27 protein-coding genes, 1 tRNA gene and 1 other annotated feature are annotated in these 22,800 nt (G+C 39.8%); of the genes, 2 read left to right on the forward strand and 26 right to left on the reverse strand.

The features are described from left to right. Nucleotides 1-18 precede the first annotated feature (18 nt). From ilvN to QUF78_RS19465, 9 genes are all read right to left on the reverse strand, one after another. Nucleotides 19-531 carry an acetolactate synthase small subunit gene (gene ilvN, locus QUF78_RS19425; RefSeq protein WP_289325939.1) on the reverse strand — a complete coding sequence of 171 codons (513 nt, stop codon included), beginning with the start codon at nucleotides 529-531 and terminating at the stop codon, nucleotides 19-21. A 3-nt stretch (nucleotides 532-534) separates the two neighbouring features. Continuing rightward, complete coding sequence (ilvB, locus tag QUF78_RS19430; protein WP_289325940.1) at nucleotides 535-2,250, reverse strand: acetolactate synthase large subunit; 1,716 nt, start codon at nucleotides 2,248-2,250, stop codon at nucleotides 535-537. A gap of 115 nt (nucleotides 2,251-2,365) precedes the next feature. Further along, nucleotides 2,366-2,624 (reverse strand) — a binding site (T-box leader). Nucleotides 2,625-2,967: 343 nt separating this feature from the next. Continuing rightward, nucleotides 2,968-3,468, reverse strand: a complete 501-nt coding sequence (locus QUF78_RS19435; protein ID WP_289325941.1) for a M15 family metallopeptidase — start codon at nucleotides 3,466-3,468, stop codon at nucleotides 2,968-2,970. 190 nt (nucleotides 3,469-3,658) lie between these two features. After that, nucleotides 3,659-3,934, reverse strand: a complete 276-nt coding sequence (locus QUF78_RS19440) for a GNAT family N-acetyltransferase (RefSeq protein ID WP_289315450.1) — start codon at nucleotides 3,932-3,934, stop codon at nucleotides 3,659-3,661. A 442-nt stretch (nucleotides 3,935-4,376) separates the two neighbouring features. Continuing rightward, nucleotides 4,377-4,736, reverse strand: a complete 360-nt coding sequence (locus QUF78_RS19445) for a YidH family protein (RefSeq protein ID WP_289325942.1) — start codon at nucleotides 4,734-4,736, stop codon at nucleotides 4,377-4,379. A 63-nt stretch (nucleotides 4,737-4,799) separates the two neighbouring features. Continuing rightward, complete coding sequence (locus QUF78_RS19450) at nucleotides 4,800-4,973, reverse strand: hypothetical protein (protein ID WP_289315448.1); 174 nt, start codon at nucleotides 4,971-4,973, stop codon at nucleotides 4,800-4,802. Nucleotides 4,974-5,155: 182 nt separating this feature from the next. Beyond that, entirely contained in the window at nucleotides 5,156-5,434 is a 279-nt protein-coding gene (locus QUF78_RS19455; RefSeq protein WP_289325943.1) for a 2TM domain-containing protein, read from the reverse strand. A 151-nt stretch (nucleotides 5,435-5,585) separates the two neighbouring features. Next, on the reverse strand, nucleotides 5,586-5,942 hold the full coding sequence (locus QUF78_RS19460) for a GIY-YIG nuclease family protein (protein WP_289325944.1): 357 nt from the start codon (nucleotides 5,940-5,942) through the stop codon (nucleotides 5,586-5,588). 18 nt (nucleotides 5,943-5,960) lie between these two features. Next, a complete protein-coding gene (locus QUF78_RS19465; RefSeq protein WP_289325945.1) occupies nucleotides 5,961-6,716 on the reverse strand; it encodes a DUF2087 domain-containing protein in 756 nt (251 codons plus the stop codon). A 308-nt stretch (nucleotides 6,717-7,024) separates the two neighbouring features. Here QUF78_RS19465 and QUF78_RS19470 point away from each other — a divergent pair, with 308 nt between their 5' ends. After that, complete coding sequence (locus QUF78_RS19470) at nucleotides 7,025-7,285, forward strand: hypothetical protein (protein ID WP_289325946.1); 261 nt, start codon at nucleotides 7,025-7,027, stop codon at nucleotides 7,283-7,285. A gap of 309 nt (nucleotides 7,286-7,594) precedes the next feature. Next, nucleotides 7,595-8,953 (forward strand): IS1182 family transposase, encoded by a 1,359-nt coding sequence (locus QUF78_RS19475; protein ID WP_289323635.1) that lies wholly within the window; start codon nucleotides 7,595-7,597, stop codon nucleotides 8,951-8,953. A 192-nt stretch (nucleotides 8,954-9,145) separates the two neighbouring features. Here the strand turns inward: QUF78_RS19475 and QUF78_RS19480 are convergent, their stop codons facing one another. From QUF78_RS19480 to QUF78_RS19555, 17 genes are all read right to left on the reverse strand, one after another. After that, a complete protein-coding gene (locus tag QUF78_RS19480) occupies nucleotides 9,146-9,346 on the reverse strand; it encodes a hypothetical protein (RefSeq protein ID WP_289325947.1) in 201 nt (66 codons plus the stop codon). Nucleotides 9,347-9,562: 216 nt separating this feature from the next. Further along, nucleotides 9,563-9,636: transfer RNA gene (locus QUF78_RS19485), tRNA-Arg, on the reverse strand. Nucleotides 9,637-9,809: 173 nt separating this feature from the next. After that, nucleotides 9,810-10,322, reverse strand: coding sequence for a metallophosphoesterase family protein (locus tag QUF78_RS19490; protein WP_289325948.1), 513 nt, complete (start codon nucleotides 10,320-10,322; stop codon nucleotides 9,810-9,812). 2 nt (nucleotides 10,323-10,324) lie between these two features. Then, the gene (locus tag QUF78_RS19495; protein ID WP_289325949.1) at nucleotides 10,325-10,936 is read right to left on the reverse strand and encodes an XTP/dITP diphosphatase; all 612 of its coding nucleotides are present in this window, start codon (nucleotides 10,934-10,936) and stop codon (nucleotides 10,325-10,327) included. A gap of 217 nt (nucleotides 10,937-11,153) precedes the next feature. After that, nucleotides 11,154-12,275, reverse strand: coding sequence for a Ger(x)C family spore germination protein (locus QUF78_RS19500; protein WP_289325950.1), 1,122 nt, complete (start codon nucleotides 12,273-12,275; stop codon nucleotides 11,154-11,156). Then, complete coding sequence (locus tag QUF78_RS19505) at nucleotides 12,272-13,747, reverse strand: spore germination protein (protein WP_289325951.1); 1,476 nt, start codon at nucleotides 13,745-13,747, stop codon at nucleotides 12,272-12,274. The genes QUF78_RS19500 and QUF78_RS19505 overlap by 4 nt, the downstream gene beginning before the upstream one ends. After that, nucleotides 13,744-14,832 carry a GerAB/ArcD/ProY family transporter gene (locus QUF78_RS19510; RefSeq protein WP_289325952.1) on the reverse strand — a complete coding sequence of 363 codons (1,089 nt, stop codon included), beginning with the start codon at nucleotides 14,830-14,832 and terminating at the stop codon, nucleotides 13,744-13,746. The genes QUF78_RS19505 and QUF78_RS19510 overlap by 4 nt, the downstream gene beginning before the upstream one ends. A gap of 236 nt (nucleotides 14,833-15,068) precedes the next feature. Beyond that, the gene (locus QUF78_RS19515) at nucleotides 15,069-16,148 is read right to left on the reverse strand and encodes a GerMN domain-containing protein (protein ID WP_289325953.1); all 1,080 of its coding nucleotides are present in this window, start codon (nucleotides 16,146-16,148) and stop codon (nucleotides 15,069-15,071) included. Between the two features lie 62 nt (nucleotides 16,149-16,210). After that, a complete protein-coding gene (locus QUF78_RS19520; RefSeq protein WP_483313856.1) occupies nucleotides 16,211-16,582 on the reverse strand; it encodes a dihydrofolate reductase family protein in 372 nt (123 codons plus the stop codon). A gap of 2 nt (nucleotides 16,583-16,584) precedes the next feature. Further along, complete coding sequence (locus tag QUF78_RS28060; protein ID WP_370015999.1) at nucleotides 16,585-16,713, reverse strand: hypothetical protein; 129 nt, start codon at nucleotides 16,711-16,713, stop codon at nucleotides 16,585-16,587. 57 nt (nucleotides 16,714-16,770) lie between these two features. Beyond that, nucleotides 16,771-17,574, reverse strand: coding sequence for a glutamate racemase (gene racE / locus QUF78_RS19525; protein ID WP_289315437.1), 804 nt, complete (start codon nucleotides 17,572-17,574; stop codon nucleotides 16,771-16,773). Nucleotides 17,575-17,584: 10 nt separating this feature from the next. Further along, entirely contained in the window at nucleotides 17,585-18,028 is a 444-nt protein-coding gene (locus QUF78_RS19530; protein ID WP_289325954.1) for a MarR family winged helix-turn-helix transcriptional regulator, read from the reverse strand. Between the two features lie 223 nt (nucleotides 18,029-18,251). Beyond that, nucleotides 18,252-18,476, reverse strand: coding sequence for a helix-turn-helix domain-containing protein (locus tag QUF78_RS19535; RefSeq protein WP_028392149.1), 225 nt, complete (start codon nucleotides 18,474-18,476; stop codon nucleotides 18,252-18,254). A 123-nt stretch (nucleotides 18,477-18,599) separates the two neighbouring features. Beyond that, nucleotides 18,600-19,064 (reverse strand): acyl-CoA thioesterase, encoded by a 465-nt coding sequence (locus tag QUF78_RS19540; protein ID WP_289315435.1) that lies wholly within the window; start codon nucleotides 19,062-19,064, stop codon nucleotides 18,600-18,602. Between the two features lie 305 nt (nucleotides 19,065-19,369). After that, complete coding sequence (gene sdhB / locus QUF78_RS19545) at nucleotides 19,370-20,143, reverse strand: succinate dehydrogenase iron-sulfur subunit (protein ID WP_048689018.1); 774 nt, start codon at nucleotides 20,141-20,143, stop codon at nucleotides 19,370-19,372. A gap of 17 nt (nucleotides 20,144-20,160) precedes the next feature. Beyond that, nucleotides 20,161-21,912 (reverse strand): succinate dehydrogenase flavoprotein subunit, encoded by a 1,752-nt coding sequence (sdhA, locus tag QUF78_RS19550; RefSeq protein ID WP_289315433.1) that lies wholly within the window; start codon nucleotides 21,910-21,912, stop codon nucleotides 20,161-20,163. A gap of 70 nt (nucleotides 21,913-21,982) precedes the next feature. Further along, nucleotides 21,983-22,591 (reverse strand): succinate dehydrogenase cytochrome b558 subunit, encoded by a 609-nt coding sequence (locus QUF78_RS19555; protein ID WP_289315432.1) that lies wholly within the window; start codon nucleotides 22,589-22,591, stop codon nucleotides 21,983-21,985. Nucleotides 22,592-22,800 lie beyond the last annotated feature (209 nt).

Below are 22,800 nucleotides of genomic sequence, written 5' to 3' on the forward strand. Positions count from 1 at the left end.
TGTTTTTTAGTTTTTTGTTTATACGATTGTCGCGCTCTTAGCGTGTGCTATTTGCATTCCACGCGGGATGGCGGCAGTCCCTGTCCTTGCCAATTCCTTAATGCCATATGGCTTGATCAGTTCAATGAAGGCTTCGATTTTATCCGATTCCCCTGTGATTTGAACTGTCAGGCTATCTTTACTGACATCAATAACTGATGCTCGGAAGGGTTCGATGACTGAATAAATCTCGGCTCGGGTCTGTGTAGTCACCAATATTTTAATGAGTGCAAGTTCCCTCGCCACAATCGATTGATTCGTAATATCATTTACTTTCAATACATCGATCTGCTTATTCAATTGCTTGGTGATCTGTTCCACGACAGCTTCGTCATCAACATCGACCACAAAGGTCATCCTTGAAATGCCGGCCTGCTCGGAAGGCCCGACAGCCATGCTTTCAATGTTATAATTTCTTTTAGTGAACAGGTTCGTAATCCGATTCAGGACGCCTGGACGGTTGTTCACGGTGAGGCTAAGAATTCCCTTCATTGATTAAACTCCTTCCATTTCATCAAGCCCTTTTCCTTGTGCTACCATCGGAAAGACATTTTCATTTTGCTTTACCCGGAAATCGATCAACACGGGACCATCAGTTTTCAACGCTACATCCAGGCAGTTGCTTGCCTCTTCCTCTGTCGTCACTTTGTATCCTGGAATTCCATACGCATCGGCCAATTTCACGAAATCCGGATGCGATTGAAAAATACTGTGTGAGAAACGTTTATCGTGAAAGAGTTCCTGCCACTGCCTTACCATCCCAAGTGCCCCATTATTGACGATGATGATTTTGATCGGCAGATTCAATTCGGCTATGACCGAAAGTTCTTGGAGGCACATCTGGAATCCTCCATCTCCCGATATCGAAAGCACCGTCGCTTTCGGATTCGCCAGCTGCGCTCCGAGAGCCGAAGGTAAGCCAAAGCCCATCGTCCCCAGTCCACCGGAAGTGACCCATGAATTCGGTTTGTTAAACGGATAGTATTGTGCTGCCCACATTTGATGCTGTCCAACATCCGTCGTAACAATGGCCTCCCCATTCGTTTTTTCATGAAGCATCTGGATGACCCGCTGAGGTTTCAGGACGCCTTCTTCATGTGTATAACGCAATGGGAATTCTTCATTCCATGCAGCCAGCTGTGTGGTCCATTCATCAATTTCCGGCTTCTTGCCATTTTGTGCAATCAAGTCCGTCAATGCTTCCTTAGCACTTCCGACGACTGGAATTTTCGTCGGTACATTTTTACCTATTTCTGCTGGATCAATATCGATATGGGCCACCGTTGCATGCTGTGCGAACTTCGCTAAATTCCCAGTCAATCGATCATCGAACCTGGCACCGATATTGATTAATAGATCACATTTCGATAACGCCATGTTTCCTGCAAAACAGCCATGCATGCCACCCATTCCGATAAAGAGAGGATGTTCCGCCGGAAAACCTCCAAGACCCAATAAAGTGTGGACGACTGGAATGCCTTGCTGCTCAACATAGTCCTTTAATAGATTGGACGCCTTTGCATGCAGGACACCTGCCCCTGCAAGAATGACCGGTCTTTTCGCTCCACTTACGGCTTCAACAAGCTTTCTGATCTGCAAGTAATTAGGCTTGGTCGTCGGCTGATAACCAGGGAGATCCATTTCCGGTTCCACATCCGTCGATACACCTTCTAAAATGGCCATATCTTTAGGTATATCGATTAATACTGGACCGGGCCGGCCGCTTGAAGCGATATAAAAAGCTTCTTTTATAATGCGCGGGAGGTCTTCCGGCTTTCTCACCTGATAGTTATGTTTTGTAATCGGTGTAGTAATCCCCAGTACATCAGCTTCCTGGAAAGCATCTGTACCAATTACACTGGTAGCTACCTGACCCGAAATTACCACAAGCGGCAAAGAGTCGATCATTGCATCGGCCAAACCAGTCACAATGTTCGTCGCCCCTGGTCCGGAAGTGACTATGACAACCCCCGGCTTGCCGGTAATTCTGGCGTATCCTTCCGCTGCATGGATCGCACCTTGTTCGTGTCTTGTCAAAATATGAAAAAGCTCTGAACTGTAAAGCTTGTCATAAATCGGCAATACGGAACCACCTGGATAACCAAAGATGACTTCAACATTTTCCTTTTTCAATGCATCCATCAGAAATTCGGCACCACTATAATGTGTCTTTCCACTTTTCCGATCAGCTACCACTGATTTTTGTGTCATTTCGTAAAGACCTCCTTCGCTTTTCTTCTAAGTATTTTCCCAAGATTCAGAATTTTCAGCTTTTTGTGCATACAAAAAAGCCTTTTCACCCCAAATGTACTTGCACTTAGCAAGTTAAAGGGGTGAAAAGGCTTGATGAGCCACTCCACGGTACCACCCTTTTTCGCATGAAACTCCATGCGCACTTTGAATAGTTTACACTATTCTCTGTTTTGGTAACGGGTACTGGTACGCACCCGTTCAGCCCTACTAGTCTGACGTTCAAGCTGAAACTCCAAGGTGAGTTCATCTTTCGGGACAATACCGGTTCTCAGCAACCCGGCTCTCTGTAAATGACTTTTAAAAAGACTACTTATCCTCTTCAATGCTTTTCGCATTATTCTATTTTTCGTATCGCTTATGTTTGATGTCTTGTATTTGTGATTATCTTACGCGTATTTCCGGTAGTAGTCAACAGGTTTTTGAGAATTTTTTGATAATTCTAAATTGAAAGATTTGTTGTATACGCTTACATACCTATCATTACCACATTCTATAAAATAAAGTTATTTCAATTTTTAATTTTTAAAACGTTAGGTACATCATTTATTTTTTATAACTTATCATTGGAACTCCACTAACGTATCCATCCATGTATTACCCATCCTATTCAAGTCACTTGTAATGTTTTCACCATGTGGATACATCCATTTTTCCTTTCAGCTTCATTTCCCACTGTCAATCTCCTTTGTGACAAGGGTTTGGAAACGTAACTTTTGATACAAGATTCGGCCTCAATCCCTTTTGAAGATCTCTCGTGGACAAACCTCCCGACATTCCAAGATGCGGAAAATCCCGGAACAATTCAAAATCCCCACCCCAAACAAAGCCCAGGGATTTCGCTATGGCTGCCACCCTTGTCCACTTTTCGTCCTCTGTCCACAATGCCCGCTTGCCGTCATCACTGACAATGACAAAATCTACAGCAAGTCCATAGTTGTGCAAGGATTGGCCCGCTCTCGCATAAGTCACGATTGGTTTTGATTTGTTCGTTCTGCCTTGTTCATACAATTCTTTTTGTTCCAAGAAACTTCGATAACCAGCCGTGATTTGAACAAATATCCCCACTTCATAAGCCAATTTAACCACTTCAAGTATCGCTTCGTTCACGACCGGGTTCATACCGCTTCCCATATTTTCCTTTGCGCGATTCAATAGGGTTTGTAATTTGATAGCCATCCTGGCACCTCCCCTATATTTAATGCGAAAAATGTCCTAGACGGAAAGGCGCTTTATATATTATTAAACTGGAAGAACTTGAAGGGGGCTGATTGATGAAAAAATCCTTATTCATTTACACACCCTGCCTGAATGCAAAAGGGCCGAACACAGGTGAAATATATCATCCCCCTGTGTCCAGCCCTCTGGTTCATTTAGCCAAAACATCCTCATATTCAGCATTTTTTTCAAACTGTTTTTGAACGAACGAACATACCGGAACAATTTTCAGTTTTTCCTCACGTGCGAATCCTATTACCTTTTCAACAAGGGCATTTCCTACCTTTTGTCCGCGAAGCTTGTCAGAAACTACGGTATGATCGACCGTGATTACATCATCACCTGATTTAAAGAATGTGATTTCCGCTAGCTTCTCGCCAGATTCTTCGACAAAAAAAGAACTTTCACCTTTTTTGATATCCACCATCTTGTTGACCTCCTTTTAGTTTCCTTTATCATATCTCACTAAATGGAAATTAAACAAATATTTAAAACGTGATCAAAATTCATTGGAGTGAAAGCAAGCATTGTTGATGTGAAGTTTATTTACAAATAAAAAACGGCTAATAAACAATATTTTCAGGAAGGCATAAGACATGATAAGGAAATCTTGATCGATTATTCCTGACCGATGATATATCATTCCTGAAAACCCTAGGTTTCACTAAGGCTGAGGTGTACGATACTGCATGATTTTTATTACAAGTTTTTTATTACTCCTTCATGACCAGAATGAAATTCAGAGTATGTCATGCTTCTGTTTTTTGATTGCATTTTAATTAATGGAAGAAATCTTACCGTAATGACGTAAGAATAAGTATATTATAGTAGAAACTAAAAAACTGACCTATTTAGGATAGGACAGTTTTTTAAACCTTTATGAAAACAAAATATAAAATGATCATCAATAACAAAATGACCATAAAAACAGCGATAAGAATTACGTGTGCACTCGAGGGCCGGAACGTCCCTTCAATGATTTGTTGCTTCTTCTGCAGATACCCGAACGTCGCCAGTACTGTAATCACAAGGCCCAAAGCACATGTAAACATCCCCAGTACGATACTGATTAAGTCAATCCGGGAATCCCGATGCACACCTATCGTAAAATGCAGGCTCGTCGTGAGAAAACCAACCCCCACTATCGCAATCACCGTTCTTATCCATGCTAAAAAGGTGCGTTCATTAGCCAGATGCTGCTGGGCATATTTCAATTGGTTTTTCTCCATGTCATCACCCTAATTGAACGTTTTTGATCAATCATTTATGTAACTAAAAGACTCTTTAATCAGTCATCTCTTAAGAAGCGAAAAGGCCCTGATCATAGACCCGACAAACATTAGCCCTGCACCGCCAAGCAAAAAATATATACATAGTGTTTTATTAATGACATTCAGAGGATAAAGCAAGGCACCCAGTGCAATGATTGCCCCTATCCCCGTTATGGCCCATCCTATTTTTTTCATTAGCAACTCCTATTATTAATTATTTAGTGAAGGTCCTTCACAGGTTCCCCCTCTGTTTTACAAACAGGTCCCGCATTACTAGCTTAAACCATTTAAAAACTAACAACAAGTGAGATCCTATAATTATCTTTCCACATAAAAAAAGAGCCATAAATGACTCCCGGTTTTGAAAATATCCAAATTCAACCGTTCTTTTTATCCTTTTCCATGTATTCTTTTATCTTTCTTTCTTCCCACTCAGACCCGAAGTTTCCATCTGCAAAGGTAGTAATGCCGTGTATCAGAACTCCAATCCCCCACCCTCCAAGGGGATAAAGAAACCACCAATAACCAGAATCAGTTAATAGGTTAATGGCAAAAAGCATTACATTCACCAATACATACACCGTTAAATGGATGTAGAATGCCTTAAGGTTTTCCACCCTTTTTTTCGCCCTTAGATATCCATTTTCATTTTCCATCCCAGCACCTCCTAAGCAAAACACTTGAATATATTACCATCTTATTCAATAATACCTCATTTATCCCATTCCCATAAAGGGATGAGATGCGCAAACGCTAAATCGAGAGCTGGAATTACGGAAGAATTTCAAAAGATTAACTTCAAAAAAGTCAGTTGGATTTCATTCTATTGTATCCCTGTTCTTCATATGGCTGTATTTTTTCGACCCACAAATCTTCAAGTTTTTTCAATTCCCGTTTTGCATCGAAAAATCCTGTTTCTTTCGGCTTCATTACCTCCAGTACTTCAAAAGAAAAAGCCTCTTTCCCATATTGATTCCACTCATCCTGGAGAACTTTATTGGTGTTTGTTCCCACTTCCAATTCAAATTGTTTACCCTTCAACGTCTTTAAATTTCTGGTGCTCCCGATAAAAACTTTATTATTTACCGTATTTCTTATTTGGTATACACCCGCTTCAACTTTCGTTTCTTTATATAATTGCTTCAATTCTTTTTTACGATCCATCTTCCTTGCCTCCAGTCATCATTTCTTCAGCCAATATTGGCTCCCATCAGGCTTTCTATCCAAGAATCCATATTCTATTAAATATCTCCTCAAAAGAACATGATCATGATAAACGGCACCCAATATTTGATTGATTTCCTTTTCTTCGTATTTTCGCTCATTTTCAAAACGGTTCATAATTTCTTGGAGAATCATCAGCCTTTGTTTTTCCTTGGGCGGGAAAGACTTTAATGCATCCTTACTGCCTTTAGGGAAATACTTTTTCAGTACAGCCATCTTTTCATCCTCGGTAACGTTATAACGATCATCGACCATCCTTGCTTTTTGATGAAGGGGGATAAATGCCGGCGCATGTTCATCTTTATCTTTCAAAAGTTCCATCAGTGCTAAAAACAACTTAGCCTGACGCTCTTTCTCTTTTAACACAAAGCGATGGTTCCGAATTGTGGAAGGACTTCCAATTCCCATTTCCTCCTGAACCTCAGCATCATTCTTCCCCTGGTAAAAAAGGCGAAGGAGACGATTTTGGTGATCAGTAAGCCCTGTAAGTTTTTTATCGAGATCAATCAAGTATTCAAAAACGGAGCTGTGTGCATGTTCAATATGAATTCGCATATACCTCTCAGCTTCATAAAGAACCCCATCTTTCGGGTATACTATCCCCTTTTCAATTGCATTTCCGCATAGCAAACAAATATATTGATTCCCTTCTTCGCTATACCCTTGTTTAAGCTCATCCTGAGATGCACTCCAAAACATTTCAGCGTCCTTCATTAAACAAACACTTCCCTGTAAAGTTTATAATATAATAAACATATTATTAATTTGTTTGCTATATGTCAATGTTTTTTCTGATTTATTTATAATTTCACTAAAGTATTCAGGCCTTGCAAGCGAGGAGTCTGGGAATTGAGCTTTTACTGATTTCAACCAAGTTCAATGATCCCATGGCACTATGCCGATATAATCCATTGATTAATGAGTGTAATTTCCCATGTCGAAATAGAGCCTTCATTGTATAATTATCTACCCTCAATAATATGCTATATAAAAGCGCGAATAAGCTTAGAGGAGGATTATCATTGAAAGATGAACATGAAGGGATTGTCCCTTCAATCCATAACCCCGATTTACATAAGGCATTACATCATTTATCCGAACAATTCAAGGTATCACTGCCAGAATTACGGGATACAATTGAAATACTTATACAAAACCAATCAAGTGTGCAGCAACTTAGTGAAGAAGATGATAAAAGTTCACCCGTTGAAGAATTGAAGACGGCAATAATCAAAAACCGTGAAACTATTAAAAAGAATCTTCAAACATTAAATAGGACTTGATTAAAATAGAAAAAGGCATCCAATGTTGGATGCCTCAGACTGTAGACAAACTCGATGAAAATCGAGTTTGTCTATTTTTTATGAGTTGTACAATTTGGCCGTTGATTTTCCACTCCAGGCACTCGCTTTCCGCGGGCGGTCGGGGAGCCTCCTCGGCTTTCGCCTGCGGGGTCTCCCCTAGACGCGCTTTTCCCGCAGGAGTCTCGTACCTTCCGTTCCAATCAACTTTGTCTTACCTTTTAGATAAACACTTTTGCCTGGAGTCATTTTTGTTTTAAAATAGAAGTATTAAAACTTGAGGTGATGAGGATGCTTTCTAAACATGATTCTATTCAGCGAGATCAACTTGAAATGATTACGTTAGATCAACTGGTGCCACTGAACCATTTGGTTCGTAAAATGGAGGCTGCCATTGACTTCACTTTCATTTATGACTTGGTGAAAGAGATGTATTCAGAGGTAGGACGCCCAAGTATTGATCCAGTTATTTTAGTTAAACTGACATTCATTCAATATACCTTCGGTATTCGTTCCATGCGTAAAACGATTGAAGAAGTTGAAACCAATATGGCTTACCGTTGGTTCTTAGGCTATGGTTTCCATGATAAAGTACCTCATTTCTCTACGTTCGGGAAAAATTATGAGCGACGCTTTAAAGATACAGACCTGTTTGAACAGATTTTCTATCGCATTTTAATGACAGCTGCTAATAAAAAGTTAATAAGTGCTGAACACGTTTTCGTGGATTCCACACATGTGAAAGCCAGTGCGAATAAAAGGAAATTTGAAAAGAAAATCGTTCGTAAAGAAACACGAGCGTATCAAGGGCGTCTTCAAGAAGAAATCAATCAAGATCGTGAAAAACATGGAAAGAAGCCTTTTCCATCAGATAAATTTGATAAAGAAGAGACCAAAGAGATTAAAGAAAGTACAACGGATTCTGAGAGTGGCTACTATGTGAAAGATGAACGAACAAAACAGTTTGCCTATTCATTCCATGCGGCCGCAGACCGCAACGGTTTTGTATTGGGAACGATTGTAACACCTGGAAATATACATGACAGTCAGATCTTAGAGCCACTAGTTGAACAAGTGATTGAGAAAGTTGGAAAACCGGAAGCCGTTGCCGCAGATGCAGCTTATAAAACACCAGCGATTACAAGCTACCTATTTAACAAAGAAATCATACCGGCTTTACCTTATACACGTCCTCGCACCAAAGAAGGATTTTTCCGCAAACAGGACTATGTATACGATGAACATTTTGATTGTTACCTTTGTCCTTCGGGAGAGCTATTAAAGTACTCAACAACCAATAAAGAGGGCTATCGCGAGTATAAATCACCCAAACACACTTGTGCGACATGCTCATTTTTATCTCAGTGTACAGAAAGCAAAGACCATCAAAAAGTGGTGACACGGCATATTTGGCAAACACATGTGGAAGAAGCAGATCATCTGCGTCATCATCAAGATGTAAAAACTATATATGCGAAACGTAAAGAAACGATTGAGCGTGTATTCGCAGATGCAAAAGAAAAGCATGGTATGCGTTGGACAACTTTAAGGGGACTTAAAAAATTGTCGATGCAGGCGATGCTTACTTTCGCTGCCATTAATTTAAAGAAGATGGCCAATTGGACATGGCGAGGTCCAAAAATGGCCTAACATAGTGGGCTCGTAGAGCCCCAATCTCCTAACTTCAGGCAAAAATTCAAAGGGAATCTCAAAAAGGGGTTCGGAATTTTTTAATTCCGAACCCCTTTTGTCTACAAACTGAGGCATCCAATGTTGGATGCCTTTTTTCCATGGAGCATTTGAAATTCGTAGTATAAGTCCTTCGTTAAAGCTCATTAAGTATTAGCTAGGCACAAACTTAAGTATTCCTTCCAGATAAACACTTTGATCTTTTCGTGTGCATTCCCTCAACTTAATTCTTCCTTCTTTTTCTAACTCTTTGGCTAATTGGACTACTTTAGTTCCATCTTCGGATATTTCGACTGAGAAGAAATTGCCCCGAGTGGAAGTTTGAATGAACTTGAACAATCTATCTTTATTCATTTAAACAACTCCTTATCCATAACAAGTTCGACATAAAAAGATCATCCACCTGCAATATGAAATAAAAAACTTCTTTTCGTCAAAACGGAACATTAATGGTTCAAAGGATGCAAATCGAAAGGCATTCTTTCTATATTCATCCCATATTTTCGTTCACACTTAAAGCAAAAAGTAAAAAAGCCAAAACCTTAAAAGGTTTTGGCTTTTTCAAGTTAGTGTCCCAGGAGAGATTCGAACTCCCGACCGACGCCTTAGAAGGGCGTTGCTCTATCCAGCTGAGCTACTGAGACATTTATGATATAAGTTGCGGTAAAACTTATGTATTACCTTAACTGTTCCCTTAGGACACTTCTTATTATAGTAGGATATCAAAAGAAAGTCAACGGTTTTTCATAAAAAGTTTTTTCTTTTTTTTATGTACCAGGAAGCGGGGAAAAACGCTTCCTGTTCATTATACATGAATTCATTCCATTTGATAAGCATTTCTTAATTCTTCAACGATTTTTCCTTCAAGGTCATAATAGGTGATTTCAAGTTTGCCTGTTCCCATTTCCAAAATGGCATAGGTTTTCTCTTTTCGTCCACGCGGCTGGCGTATGCTTCCCGGGTTGATGAAGAGCTTGCCGTCAATCGATTCGGAACCTGCAGCGTGGGAGTGACCAAAGCAAATAATATCCGCTTCGGCCTCTTCACTTTTATAAGATAAATTCATCAGGGTCATTTTTATGTTATAGAGATGTCCATGCGTAATGAAGAAACGCTTGCCTGCGATGTTCTCCACAATGTCAGTCGGATATGCCGAATCATGATCACAATTCCCACGAACAGCTAAGAAATCCGCCATGTGAGGATCATTTCTTTCCAACTCTGAATCACCGCAATGGATCATGGCAGCAACTTCTTGTTTATGACGGTCGGTTATCATGCTTATTTCATGAGTTAAGCCATGACTGTCACTCATTATTAGCACTTTCATCGTCACATTCCTTCTTCCCTTTTTAGAAATAAATCAAGTTTTTCATCTAGGGCCCTCAATGCGTGGGCACGGTGGCTGATTTGGTTTTTTTCCTCTTTTGTCAATTCGGCGTTTGTTTTACCCTGTTCTTTAACAAAAAAGATTGGATCATAACCAAATCCATTCGTTCCTGAAGGCTGTACTGTAATCAAGCCTTCCATCGTTCCCGAAACCGTAATCGTTTCCTGGTTGGGTGACGCGAGGGCCAAGGCGCAATAGAATCTCGCTGTCCTTTCCTCTTCCGGGACGCCTTCCAGTTCCCCGAGGACTTTTTCCGTGTTCGCTTCATCACTCTTGGACTCTCCAGCATAGCGGGCAGAATATACGCCCGGACGGCCATCCAATGCATCTACAATCAATCCGGAATCATCCGCAATGACAAAATGGCCTAGCTGATGGGCAATGGCCTCTGCTTTCAAGATTGCATTTTCTTCAAAGGTCGTACCTGTTTCCTCCACATCCGGTGCACCCGGTACATCGAGAAGCGTTTTGACTTCATATCCTTTAGCAGAGAACAAGCTTTCGAATTCCTTGGCTTTCCCTTTATTTTTCGTTGCAATGATTACTGTCTTCATTTTTTCATTTCACCCTTTTTTATTTTATCGGCATGTGAGCCCTTTTGGGGCTAAGCAAGAATTTGCTGTAACTCGTTATATGTAAAAGCCGCTTCTTCTCCAGTGCCAAACGGATGAATTCAGCGCTGCCTTTCATGATCAACAACGGCCGCTGAATTTTCCTGATAAGTTAAGTCTAACACAACTCCCTCATCTGCATTAACCCGAAACTTATAAACTAACGTTTGTAATTTTCACTATGTTCAATATGGATATTAACTTTTATGTTATTTATTGAAGTCTTATCAAAGGAATTAATAACTTTATTATCCCACTTATTGACATGGTATCTGTATGCCTTTTCACTTATGTTAAAAAGGTCTGTATTGATTCCCCCCCCCGTCTCCAATGTCTTCAAAATATCTTCCTTAACTTTTATTTCTACTTTTTTTTCGATTTTTTCTATATCCAAGTTATCTATATTTTGTTTCAATATTCCATTTGCTCTAACCTCTAAATCATACAAAGGTTTCTTTTGTTGTTCCAATACTATGATGTTTGTTTTGGGATCCATGATTTCAACACTTACCTTTTGTTTGTTCAGGGAAAAAAACATTACTGTCGCCTTGTTTTCAACCCATTTTAAACCGATCAAATCTTGTTTACTTACGAACCCTTTATACTGTTGTTTTGATAAAACATAGCCGCCATTCAACGTTGGTATCTTTTTTTCTTTCCCCTTCTCTGAGTAATGATGCTCATTTATGACCATAGAGGGAATTAAAATGGAACCAACCGGTTGATAAAATTCCGAAACCAGTTCACTGAATTTTAACGGGGAAATAAAATAGTTCTCATTAATAACGGTCTCTGGCCTTTGAATGATCGTGAATAAGTTAGGAAGATTAAAGAAACTATCACTATCAAACACCTTTTTAATATCCTCGTTTGTAACAAACAGCCAAGAATTGTATCGCAATAAGGGCTCTTTTCCTACATATTCAATGAAATCCTTCATTTTCTTTTTGATTACATTCTCACTTAAAATGAAGGAGTTAATATGCCCGATATAAAGTGGTAATGCTGCATTTTGTTCTAATTCAGTATATGCTTCTTCGATACTTTCCCCTTTACCTTTCCCAATGACAACAGAAGATTTTTGTTGTAATGCAGTTGCCCCCTCTTGTTTTGCTATATCCGCAAAATTTAATGCTTGAAAGTATAAGATGAATTCACCCTCTTTATAATCGATCCCAAGAGCGGATCCATATGTTTGAGCTTGAATTTCCTTCATTCCCCAGCATCCTGTCGTCAGTAAAAGTTGACAGCCAATAATCATGACTGCAAATAGCTTTCTCATTTGTTCGACTCCTTTTGCGGTTCATTATCACTGGACTGTATAGCTTGATTCCGCTGCCTTAACATCCCATACGGAAGCTTAAATAAGACTTTTAACATATCCGATTTATTTGGTTTGGAAAGTGGATTCACAAAAGGCTGGCCGAAACTTTCCAAGGAAACCACAACAATCAAGATAAGGAATATTCCCATAAAGAATCCAAACAAGCCTAAAAACGCTGAACAAGCAAATATGAATAACCTTATAAGAACGATATTCCCAGCAATATTCTGATTGATTAAGGTATAGCTTGACAGAACTGTAACAGCTATTACTACTAGCATGGAGGGTGAAGTGAGCCCTGCCCGAATCGCTGCATCACCTATAATCAATCCACCCAACACTGAAACCGTAGGACCTACAGCTTTTGGCAGGCGAAGACCGGCTTCTTTAAATAGTTCAAACAATATGATCATCATGAATGCCTCCAAAGAAGCAGGTATGGGTAATCCCTGTCTCGTGATTGAAATTGTCGCAAGAAGCGAAAAGGGAATTTGATCGAATTGATAGGAAACTAACGCTATAAAAAAACCCGGTAACGTAACCGTTACAAATAAGGCGACTACACGAATGATGCGTATAAAACTAATGTAAAAAAAGCTTGCATGTGCGTCATCAGCAGAATAAAGCAACTGATTAATACTGGTTGGTCCGATCAAGCATGTGGGATTCCCGTCTACCAGGATGGCAAAGCGCCCTTGATTCAAGGATTCAACAACATAGTCCGGTCGACCAACGTAATCCATTAAGGGGAAGATGGAAAATTGATTATCATATAGGAGTTCTTCAACTTGGTAACTGCTGACTATGATATCAACTTTTAATGAATCCAATCTTTTTTTAATATCCGAAAGAATCGAGGGATTAATAATGTCATCTATATAAAGTAGCAATATTTTAGTTTTACTTCTTTTCCCAATTGTATATTCTATACATTTAAGTGATGCCGTTTTTAACCTTTGGCGAATTAAAGACATGTTATCCGATATATTCTCAACAAATCCATCTCTGGGTCCCCGAATGGAAGATTCTATATTGGATTCTTCCGGACTGCGCTTAGGGGAATTAGCCAATGGGGTATAGTAAATTTCATTAGAAGATTCATTAATAATGATTAGGTCTCCTGAAAAAAGAATGCTCTCTACTCCCTCTTTTAAATCGGAGCCCTTTTTAAGCGTACTGATCTCCATAATATTGCTTAATTGATCAATTGTTAATTCCCCATTTTCTTGAACCGCTTTTGATATTGTAGGCAGTATCACTTCATTGATAAATTGCATATCCACTAAGTTCGGCGCATATAAAAATCCCAACAAATAACGATCTTCATTATCAAAAGTTTTTGTTCTTAAAACAACATCGGAAGAATGTTCGAACCATTTTTGGATTTGGTCAATGTAAGAAGGAGTTCCATTCAATTTTCCCTTCTTCATAATGTTTCACCTTTTCCTTTTCCTTTTCCCTTTTTTATAATAATAAATAACAGTATAATTGCAGCACTTAAAAGAAACAGACTGCTGATTGGAAAGAAATATTTGTATATAAAATTTAAAAATGAATCAGCATCCCAATGGATTAGCGTTCCAATAACAATTAACAAATATAGTGAAAGCAGTATCCACTTCTGATGTTTTGAATTTGAGATTAATTTATAGCCTATAAATAAACATAAACTTATTCGAATCATGGCACCTGAAAGCCATTGGAAGATGGAAAGGAAATCGAGTCGAGTAATATAATAGCCAAACCTTAACAACTTCCACTGTTCATAAGCCGGATTCCTCATTTTCACTGCTTCCACAGAACCAAATTCCGCAATCGCTCCCATGAGGGGTCCTAACGTCAGCATGATTAAGATAATACCAGCCATTAATAGCCACTTGGCTTTTAGCTTATTTTTCAAGTAAGGAGTTAAAAATAAAAAAACGATAATTTCTAAATATCCTGCACTCGTATACAGAATTCCATTTAGAGTATTGTGATACCCGCTTTCAAATATCGGGAACAATAATTCGTAATTCTTATTACTCGTATTCCCCAGACCCACAAATATCCCGAAAAAAGTGACGACCGGAAGAAATAGGAGAGCCAAAGTACTTATGGTGCGTATTCCTTTATAACTTGCAAAAATACATATAAAAGTGAATAGGCTGACGACTACGATGTTTGGTATGTCATGAGTATAATTAGCTTTTGCCCAAATCACTGTAAATTTGATGGTAATGAAGGCGTTAATTATAAAGTACAACCCAAATGCTATAGTGAAAATATATGTAACAAAAGGTGTAGACCATTTTTTCAGAAAAGAGATTATATCTTCTTTATCTAGTTTTTTATAAATATAAAAAATAAATAGCGTCCAAACGATACATGGAACAACACTTATTATGACACTTATCCATGCGTCGCGTTGAGATGCGGTTAAGATATTGGGAATGAGCAGGACATGTACCATGAATCCTGTATTCATAATGATTAAAACATAGATGTGTAAAGCCTGAATTACCTTTTGATCCATAATATCCCCCATTAATTACATCATTAAAGGTAATTTCCCCTTTTAAAAATTTATTTATGTAAAAACTTTCTCACGATAAGAGAATTTGCTTGGCGGGGTATTAGTTTTCAACTAATGCAATAATTAAGATTTATAAAACAAGGACTCTAACACGTGGTAATCAATGGTGGAGGTAAAAAAATAAGAGGCAGCTGCAGGCTGCCTCATTGTGCTATTTCAATATATAATATCGCTCTTTAAAAACTACCTGTGTTGACTTTCTCTGGACGGACCACTGGTTCGGATAATTTCTTTCCTTCTTCATTAAGAACATCGGCGCTGCCCTGCACTTGTACTTCAACGCTTTCAATTCCTTTCTGTTCCGTTAAAGAAAGGACCAATGCATCAAGTACTTCTTGTGATACCTTTTTCTCTTTAAAGCTTCCAAGGATATTTTCGTTAAAATTGAGGCTGACCTTACCTTCTGCCACTTTAGGCTCGTCAAGTAAAGCTACATCACTCATGAACCCAGTTTGCAGGTTAGAACCCGAAGGACTCTTCGTTAATTCCTGTATGACTGCCGTTACATTATCAGACACCGTTTCGCTGATCCTGCGTGTCACCGGAACATAATAGGTGTACTCCTCGTCACCGCCTACATAATAAACAGTCAGTGCTTTGGAATTCGAAATGTCGACCACATCACTCGTATCGATATTGATTCCTGAAGACCTTGAGATATTCTCATCTATCGGTGTGCCATTGACCGGCATTTCGGAAATATCTTCCCCATTTATTCTCATTTGGATTTTATCGACCGAGTCGAATTGTGTCAGAGTCCATGTAATGGCTTGAAGGATTTTGAGTTCATCCTCTTTTTGATAGTTTTTGAACTCCGGCGAAAAGTCCGCAACAGCCACTCCTTCTTTAATGTTCACGCTTATTTGGGTATCGGCAGGAATGACGGCCCTGAATCCATTAGGAAGTTTATCCGTGACTGGTCCGTTAGCGACAAGGTAATCAAGGGCCTGTTTAGCTACGGCCTCCGATTTAGGAAGTTCCAATGTCTGTGGAACCACATACCCACTTTTATCAATTAAATATAACTCTGTCTTCACAGTTTTCGACTCAACAGCGCCTTCTTCTCCATCTGTTGCAGGCTTTTCTTCACCATTCGTTTCTGTTTCTTTTAATGAAGATTCATCCTCGACTAATGAAACATCCTTTGGTGGATCAATTTCCTTTTTCTCTTCACCGCCAAATAATCCGCAGCCTGAAAGCCAAAAAGAAGATGCCAGAATGGTCACAGCCATTGTTACTTTTGATTTATTGGACATAAAATCACTCCTAGGACAGTTTGTACTCCTATTTATACGAGCCCTAAGCGAAAATAGACCAATTATTTTTCACTCCGATAATGGAGCTGGGCAATTTGCCTGTACTGCTGCATCTTTGTCAGCTTCATTTGGATTTCGGGACTTCCTGCTTGGAACAAACGAATCCCATTCCCCAGGATAATCGGTATGATGGACAGGATCACTTCATCCACCAGCGATTTCTTCATGAAATCAGACACTAACTCCGCACCGCCTACAAGCCAGATCCTTGATCCGCCTTTCAGTTTTCCAATGAAATCACCCACATCTCCAATCACAAACTCCACATGTTCTTCTTTCCCTTTCGCACTTCTTGAAAAGACATAGCAGGCCTTATCTTGATTGGGAAATTCTCCTGCCAATGTATGAATCTGTTGATATGTCTTATTTCCCATAATCACCGTATCGCTATTTTTATAGAAATCGCCGTACCCCATTGTCCCCCTTCCCCTTCTGTCTCTTCAAGCCAATCTATGCTTCCAGCTTCCCTAGCGATATATCCATCCAGGCTTGTAGCTATATACATATAACGGTAGGCTTTTTCATTTTTTCCCTTCAGAAAAAAGGCTTCCATATGGAAGCCTTATAAGTGATCAATTTTAATTGTTTCGATTGTATTGATATGAATACCGAGCCAGCTCTCCGCGATGGAACCGAACATATCTCTTGAACCGGTTGTATAAAAGCGATGAACTGGACGGAGCTTGCTTTTATTGATTAATTTATAGTAATCCAAAATGACACTTGCCTCTCGGGCCGTCTCTTCCCCAGAGGAAATGACTTGTACTTCATCCCCCATATAGGTCGAGATTACAGGCCCCAGCAGTGGATAATGGGTACAGCCAAGGATTAATGTGTCGATCTTCGTTTTCTTCAACGGACTCAAGGTTTGTGCCACGACCCTATTGACTATCTTCCCTTGAAACTCGCCGCTTTCTACGATAGGGACAAATTTCGGGCATGCTAAACTATCTACTTTCACATCGGAATTGATGGAGGCAAGTGCATCGTCATACGCTTTGCTTTTCACTGTGCCTTCCGTACCAATAATGCCAATATGCAAGGAATTGGAAACTTTCAACGCCGCCCTTGCCCCAGGATGAATGACACCTAATACCGGAATCGGAAGTAATGCCCTGATTTCATCCAGTACAGCTGCAGTCGCTGTATTGCAGGCGATGATCAGCATTTTTATATCCTTCTTCATCAAAAACCTCGTCATTTGCCATGTGAAGGTTTGGACATCTTTTTTGGTCCTAGGCCCATAAGGGCATCTTGCTGTATCACCTAAGTATATAATATTTTCATTTGGAAGCTGACGCATGACTTCTTTAGCTACTGTCAAGCCGCCTACCCCTGAATCAATGATTCCTATCGGTTGTTTCAAAAAACTCGCCTCATTTTCCTTTCATTTCTTGATGTAGTTTTGCTAGAATTCCTTGCAGGGACACGATGTCAGATTCGTTAAAATTGACTAATACCCCACTCAAGTACTGTTGTCGTTTATTAATCACTTCTTCAATAATCCGTTCACCTTCTTCAAGAAGGTGAATTCGAACCACGCGCCGGTCCTTATCATCCTTGACACGCTGGACAAGCTGATGTTTCTCCATGCGGTCAATCAGATCCGTTGTTGTGCTGAAGGCGAGAAACATCTTTGTGGACAATTCGCCAATCGTCATGTCGCCTGATTCAAAAAGCCATTGCAAAGCCACGAATTGAGGAATGGTGATTTTATAATCTTTGAGAATTTCTCTTCCCCTTTGCTTAAGCCATGTCGATACATAGCGCAATTCCCTCTCGATATCGGCTACATATGCAACCTGCTTCTCTTCATCCATACACACAGCTCCCCACTTCATGAAACTTATCATACTACCATTTTGGATGAAAGTGAAATGATTTTCAAGAATGATTATCCGGAATCCATAATGAAACCCCCTTCATAAAAATAAGCAGCATCCAAAGAAGTCAAAACAACCAAATTGTTTTGGCCTTCCTTATATGCTGCCAATGAACGGGAGAGAAAATATTTATAAGGCTTACGTATTAAATGTCAACACATTAAAGCTTAAGTTCTCCCATACGAAGGAGTTCTATGACTGCCTGCGAACGTCCTTTGACTCCAAGCTTCTGCATCGCATTTGAAATATGGTTTCGAACTGTTTTTTCGCTAATAAACAATTCACCTGCGATTTCTTTTGTTGTTTTGTCTTGTACTAGTAACTCAAATACTTCTTTTTCTCTTTTGGTGAGTAGTGGCTTATGAGTGAATTCGTTCTCCTTCAAGTAATGTTACCCTCCTTGCCTTCACCAGCATAAAACCCGGAGTGGGTGTCTATTTAGTCAAGATATAGTATGTCGGCCGGGGCAAGGGAGTGACTCTTTTACTTGTCTAAAATGAAAATATTTTCAGGAATGTTCGAGCTCTGTTTGCCACATCGATCGCTTCATCTCTTCCGTCCAAGGTATCGGCTTTCCGGTGGCTTTGGAAACTTGGACAATCGTTCCCCTACCCGTTAAACAAATTGAACCATCTTGTTTGGTTCCCATATAATGTATGTCTACTGAAGAGTTTCCGATATGGTCAGCTTTCACATGGATCGTCAATTGGTCATTGAAAAACACTTGCTTCAGGTAATCACACTGTAAATTGGCAACAACCGGCATCTCACTGCATTCAGCCGAGGTCCAATCCTTCATGAACCCCATACTGTTGAAATACTCAATCCGAGCTTCCTCAAAATAAGTAAAAGGAATCGTGTTATTCAAGTGCCCAAACATATCAGTTTCTGAAAAACGGACCTTAATCTCATGTTTAAAAGAAAAATCATTGATCCACTCCGTTATATTATCGATATATGATATCCTGCCCATCTTGTGCACACCCTTTCTGAATTGAATGACTATTCACTCATTTTATAAGAAAACAACGATATTGAAAAGGATTTTCTATTGAAGGCAGGTTAATTTGCTTGTTGCTCACTTTATTATTCAAATCCTTCAGCCTTTGCGTGAGGATGTTGGGTTACAAGAAACTCATTTGCCCAAACCAATCACACTTCGATCCCGGTTTTTCAGGGTGCATGCAAATTATCAATCTTTTAAGGACTTGCCATTCTCTACGAATGTAAAACAAAAAGAACCCATATCCTAAGATACGGGTTCTTTCATTTTCATTATTAAACTTCGTCGCTTCCGAAGAAGTTACGGAATTGTTGGATCGTAGTATCACGGTTCAATGCTGCAATCGAAGTTGTTAATGGAATGCCTTTAGGGCAAGACTGCACACAGTTTTGTGAGTTACCGCAGTTTGCAAGTCCTCCATCACCCATGATTGTATTTAAACGTTCAGCTTTGTTCATTGCACCCGTTGGATGTGCGTTGAATAAACGAACTTGTGATAATGGTTGTGGCCCCATGAAGTCTGAATTGCTGTTTACGTTCGGGCAAGCCTCCAAACAAACACCGCAAGTCATACATTTTGATAACTCGTAAGCCCATTGACGTTTCTTTTCTGGCATACGCGGTCCTGGTCCAAGATTGTACGTTCCATCGATTGGAATCCATGCTTTTACCTTTTTCAATGAGTCGAACATACGGCTGCGATCGACTTGTAGGTCACGAACAACAGGGAATGTACGCATTGGAGCTAGACGAACCGGTTGCTCCAATTGATCGATAAGAGCTGTACATGATTGTCTTGGTTTACCATTGATAACCATTGAACAAGCACCACAAACCTCTTCAAGACAGTTCATGTCCCATGCGATTGCTGTAGTGTGCTTGCCTTGTACAGTTACCGGATTACGACGAATTTCCATTAGAGCGGAAATTACGTTCATATTCGGGCGATACGCTAATTCGAATTCCTCATCATAAGGAGCTGAATCCGGTGTATCTTGACGAGTGATTATAAAACGGACTGTTTTAGTCTCAGATTTAGTTTCAACCATTTTTTTGCTCCCCCTCTTTAGTGTTTCGTTGTGTAATCACGTTTACGCGGTGCGATCAGTGATACATCAATATCTTCATAATGGAATTCAGGTGCTTGATCCATGCCTTTGAATGTTGCCATAGTTGTTTTCATGAATTCCTCATCATTACGTTCTGGGAAATCAGGTTTGTAATGCGCTCCGCGGCTTTCGTCACGGTTTAACGCACCAATTGTGATTACACGAGCCAATTGCATCATATTTTGCAGCTGTCTAGTGAATGCAGCTCCTTGGTTACTCCATTTTGCCGTGTCATTGATGTTAATTTTCTTGTAACGTTCCATCAGTTCAAGAATCTTGTTATCCGTTTCTTTCAGCTTGTCATTGTAACGAACTACAGTAACATGCTGTGTCATCCACTCACCAAGTTCTTTGTGAAGAACGTACGCATTTTCGTTACCATCAAGGGACATGACTTCATTCCATTTTTCCTGTTCTTGTTTTTCGTACCCTTCAAACAACGAAGAAGAAATGGATTCTGAAGTTTTATCAAGGCCTTCAATATATTTAACGGCATTCGGTCCAGCGACTGAACCACCATAGATTGCAGAAAGAAGTGAGTTCGCACCAAGACGGTTACCGCCATGTTGAGAGTAATCACACTCACCAGCAGCGAATAAACCTTTGATGTTAGTCATTTGGTCATAATCCACCCAAAGTCCGCCCATGGAATAGTGAACGGCAGGGAAAATTTTCATTGGAACTTTACGTGGATCTTCACCCATGAATTTCTCGTAGATTTCAATGATTCCACCAAGTTTTATATCAAGTAATTTAGGATCTTTATGTGATAGATCCAGGTAAACCATGTTTTCTCCATTAATGCCAAGCTTCATGTTCATGCATACGTCGAAGATTTCACGAGTCGCGATATCACGAGGTACTAGATTACCATAAGCAGGGTATTTTTCTTCAAGGAAATACCAAGGTTTTCCGTCTTTATATGTCCAGATACGTCCACCTTCACCACGAGCGGATTCACTCATTAGACGAAGTTTGTCATCTCCAGGGATTGCAGTCGGGTGAATTTGAATGAACTCACCATTTGCATAATTTACACCTTGTTGATAAACGATGGAAGCTGCTGAGCCTGTATTGATCATTGAGTTAGTTGATTTACCGAAAATGATTCCAGGGCCACCGCTCGCCATGATGACTGCGTCGCCAGGGAATGATTTGATTTCCATTGAAGTCAGGTTTTGAGCTACGATACCACGTGCTGTTTGTTCATCATCGATAACAGCTCCAAGGAATTCCCAGCCTTCATATTTCGTTACAAGGCCTTCAACTTCATAACGGCGAACCTGCTCGTCCAATGCGTAAAGTAATTGTTGACCAGTTGTTGCACCAGCAAATGCTGTACGGCTATGTTGAGTACCACCGAAACGACGGAAATCAAGAAGACCTTCCGGAGTACGGTTGAACATAACACCCATACGGTCAAACATATGGATGATAGATGGTGCTGCTTCGCACATCGCTTTAACCGGCGGTTGGTTAGCCAAGAAATCTCCGCCATAAACTGTATCGTCGAAGTGGATATATGGAGAATCCCCTTCACCTTTTGTATTTACTGCCCCATTGATTCCGCCTTGGGCACAAACTGAGTGAGAGCGTTTAACAGGCACTAAAGAAAATAAATCAACCTGTTGTCCCAGCTCTGCTGCTTTGATCGTAGCCATTAATCCAGCTAGACCTCCACCAACGATAACTATTTTACCTTTACCCAATTCTGTCACTCCCTTATTTCCATTAGCCAAGCTATGTTTTTCCTAATACTTATAAATGAACTCTATCTTCTTATACGAAAGCGAAAATTGCGCTAATTCCGATATAAGAAAGAAGAACGAAAACGATCAATGTAAAGTAAGTCATGATTTTTTGCGATTTAGGTGAAACTGTAAGACCCCAGCTCACTGCAAATGACCATAATCCATTAGCAAAGTGGAAAATTGCCGAGATAATTCCAACAATATAGAACACAATCATAAATGGACTAGAGAAAATTTCAGCCATCATGTCAAAGTTAACTTCAGCACCCATGGCTGCTTGAATTCTAGTTGCCCATATATGCCAAACAAGGAAAATCAACGTTATGATTCCAGTTAGACGTTGCAGCATGAACATCCAGTTACGGAAGAAACTAAATCTGCCTAAATTGTTTTTTGCTGTAAAGGCAATATAAATTCCGTACACAGCATGGAAAATGAGCGGTAGATAGATAACGACCCATTCTACCAAAATCTTCACGGGCGTATACTCAATTAAATGAACTGCCCCATTAAAAGTTTCTTCTCCTTTTGTTGCCATAAAGTTTACCGATAAATGAAAAATTAGGAATAGACCAATTGGAATTACTCCTAGAAGTGAATGAAGCCTGCGATTCCCAAACTCACGATTTTTTGCCACTAAGTGCCCCCCCTTAATTTGTGAAAAATCATGCAAAGATAAACTGGTGGCTACCTTTTATCTCCGCGTGAAAATACAGTATAGAGTCAAAAAAACTCCTCTATACTTCCTTTACAATTATGTGACATGTCCATTTTACTCCTGACTTCTATGTGCGTCAAGAAAACGGATACAAGAAATCTCTTTTTCAGAATAGATTTTATTGGATT

The sequence above is a fragment of the Peribacillus sp. ACCC06369 genome (assembly GCF_030348945.1).
Lineage (GTDB): Bacteria > Bacillota > Bacilli > Bacillales > DSM-1321 > Peribacillus.

Coding starts and splice junctions, on each gene's coding strand:
- ilvN (WP_289325939.1), bottom strand. CDS start 531: ATGAAGGGAATTCTTAGCCTCACCGTGAACAACCGTCCAGGCGTCCTG.
- ilvB (WP_289325940.1), bottom strand. CDS start 2,250: ATGACACAAAAATCAGTGGTAGCTGATCGGAAAAGTGGAAAGACACAT.
- QUF78_RS19435 (WP_289325941.1), bottom strand. CDS start 3,468: ATGGCTATCAAATTACAAACCCTATTGAATCGCGCAAAGGAAAATATG.
- QUF78_RS19440 (WP_289315450.1), bottom strand. CDS start 3,934: ATGGTGGATATCAAAAAAGGTGAAAGTTCTTTTTTTGTCGAAGAATCT.
- QUF78_RS19445 (WP_289325942.1), bottom strand. CDS start 4,736: ATGGAGAAAAACCAATTGAAATATGCCCAGCAGCATCTGGCTAATGAA.
- QUF78_RS19450 (WP_289315448.1), bottom strand. CDS start 4,973: ATGAAAAAAATAGGATGGGCCATAACGGGGATAGGGGCAATCATTGCA.
- QUF78_RS19455 (WP_289325943.1), bottom strand. CDS start 5,434: ATGGAAAATGAAAATGGATATCTAAGGGCGAAAAAAAGGGTGGAAAAC.
- QUF78_RS19460 (WP_289325944.1), bottom strand. CDS start 5,942: ATGGATCGTAAAAAAGAATTGAAGCAATTATATAAAGAAACGAAAGTT.
- QUF78_RS19465 (WP_289325945.1), bottom strand. CDS start 6,716: ATGAAGGACGCTGAAATGTTTTGGAGTGCATCTCAGGATGAGCTTAAA.
- QUF78_RS19475 (WP_289323635.1), top strand. CDS start 7,595: ATGCTTTCTAAACATGATTCTATTCAGCGAGATCAACTTGAAATGATT.
- QUF78_RS19480 (WP_289325947.1), bottom strand. CDS start 9,346: ATGAATAAAGATAGATTGTTCAAGTTCATTCAAACTTCCACTCGGGGC.
- QUF78_RS19490 (WP_289325948.1), bottom strand. CDS start 10,322: ATGAAAGTGCTAATAATGAGTGACAGTCATGGCTTAACTCATGAAATA.
- QUF78_RS19495 (WP_289325949.1), bottom strand. CDS start 10,936: ATGAAGACAGTAATCATTGCAACGAAAAATAAAGGGAAAGCCAAGGAA.
- QUF78_RS19500 (WP_289325950.1), bottom strand. CDS start 12,275: ATGAGAAAGCTATTTGCAGTCATGATTATTGGCTGTCAACTTTTACTG.
- QUF78_RS19505 (WP_289325951.1), bottom strand. CDS start 13,747: ATGAAGAAGGGAAAATTGAATGGAACTCCTTCTTACATTGACCAAATC.
- QUF78_RS19510 (WP_289325952.1), bottom strand. CDS start 14,832: ATGGATCAAAAGGTAATTCAGGCTTTACACATCTATGTTTTAATCATT.
- QUF78_RS19515 (WP_289325953.1), bottom strand. CDS start 16,148: ATGTCCAATAAATCAAAAGTAACAATGGCTGTGACCATTCTGGCATCT.
- QUF78_RS19520 (WP_483313856.1), bottom strand. CDS start 16,582: ATGGGAAATAAGACATATCAACAGATTCATACATTGGCAGGAGAATTT.
- QUF78_RS28060 (WP_370015999.1), bottom strand. CDS start 16,713: ATGTATATAGCTACAAGCCTGGATGGATATATCGCTAGGGAAGCTGGA.
- QUF78_RS19530 (WP_289325954.1), bottom strand. CDS start 18,028: ATGGATGAAGAGAAGCAGGTTGCATATGTAGCCGATATCGAGAGGGAA.
- QUF78_RS19540 (WP_289315435.1), bottom strand. CDS start 19,064: ATGGGCAGGATATCATATATCGATAATATAACGGAGTGGATCAATGAT.
- sdhB (WP_048689018.1), bottom strand. CDS start 20,143: ATGGTTGAAACTAAATCTGAGACTAAAACAGTCCGTTTTATAATCACT.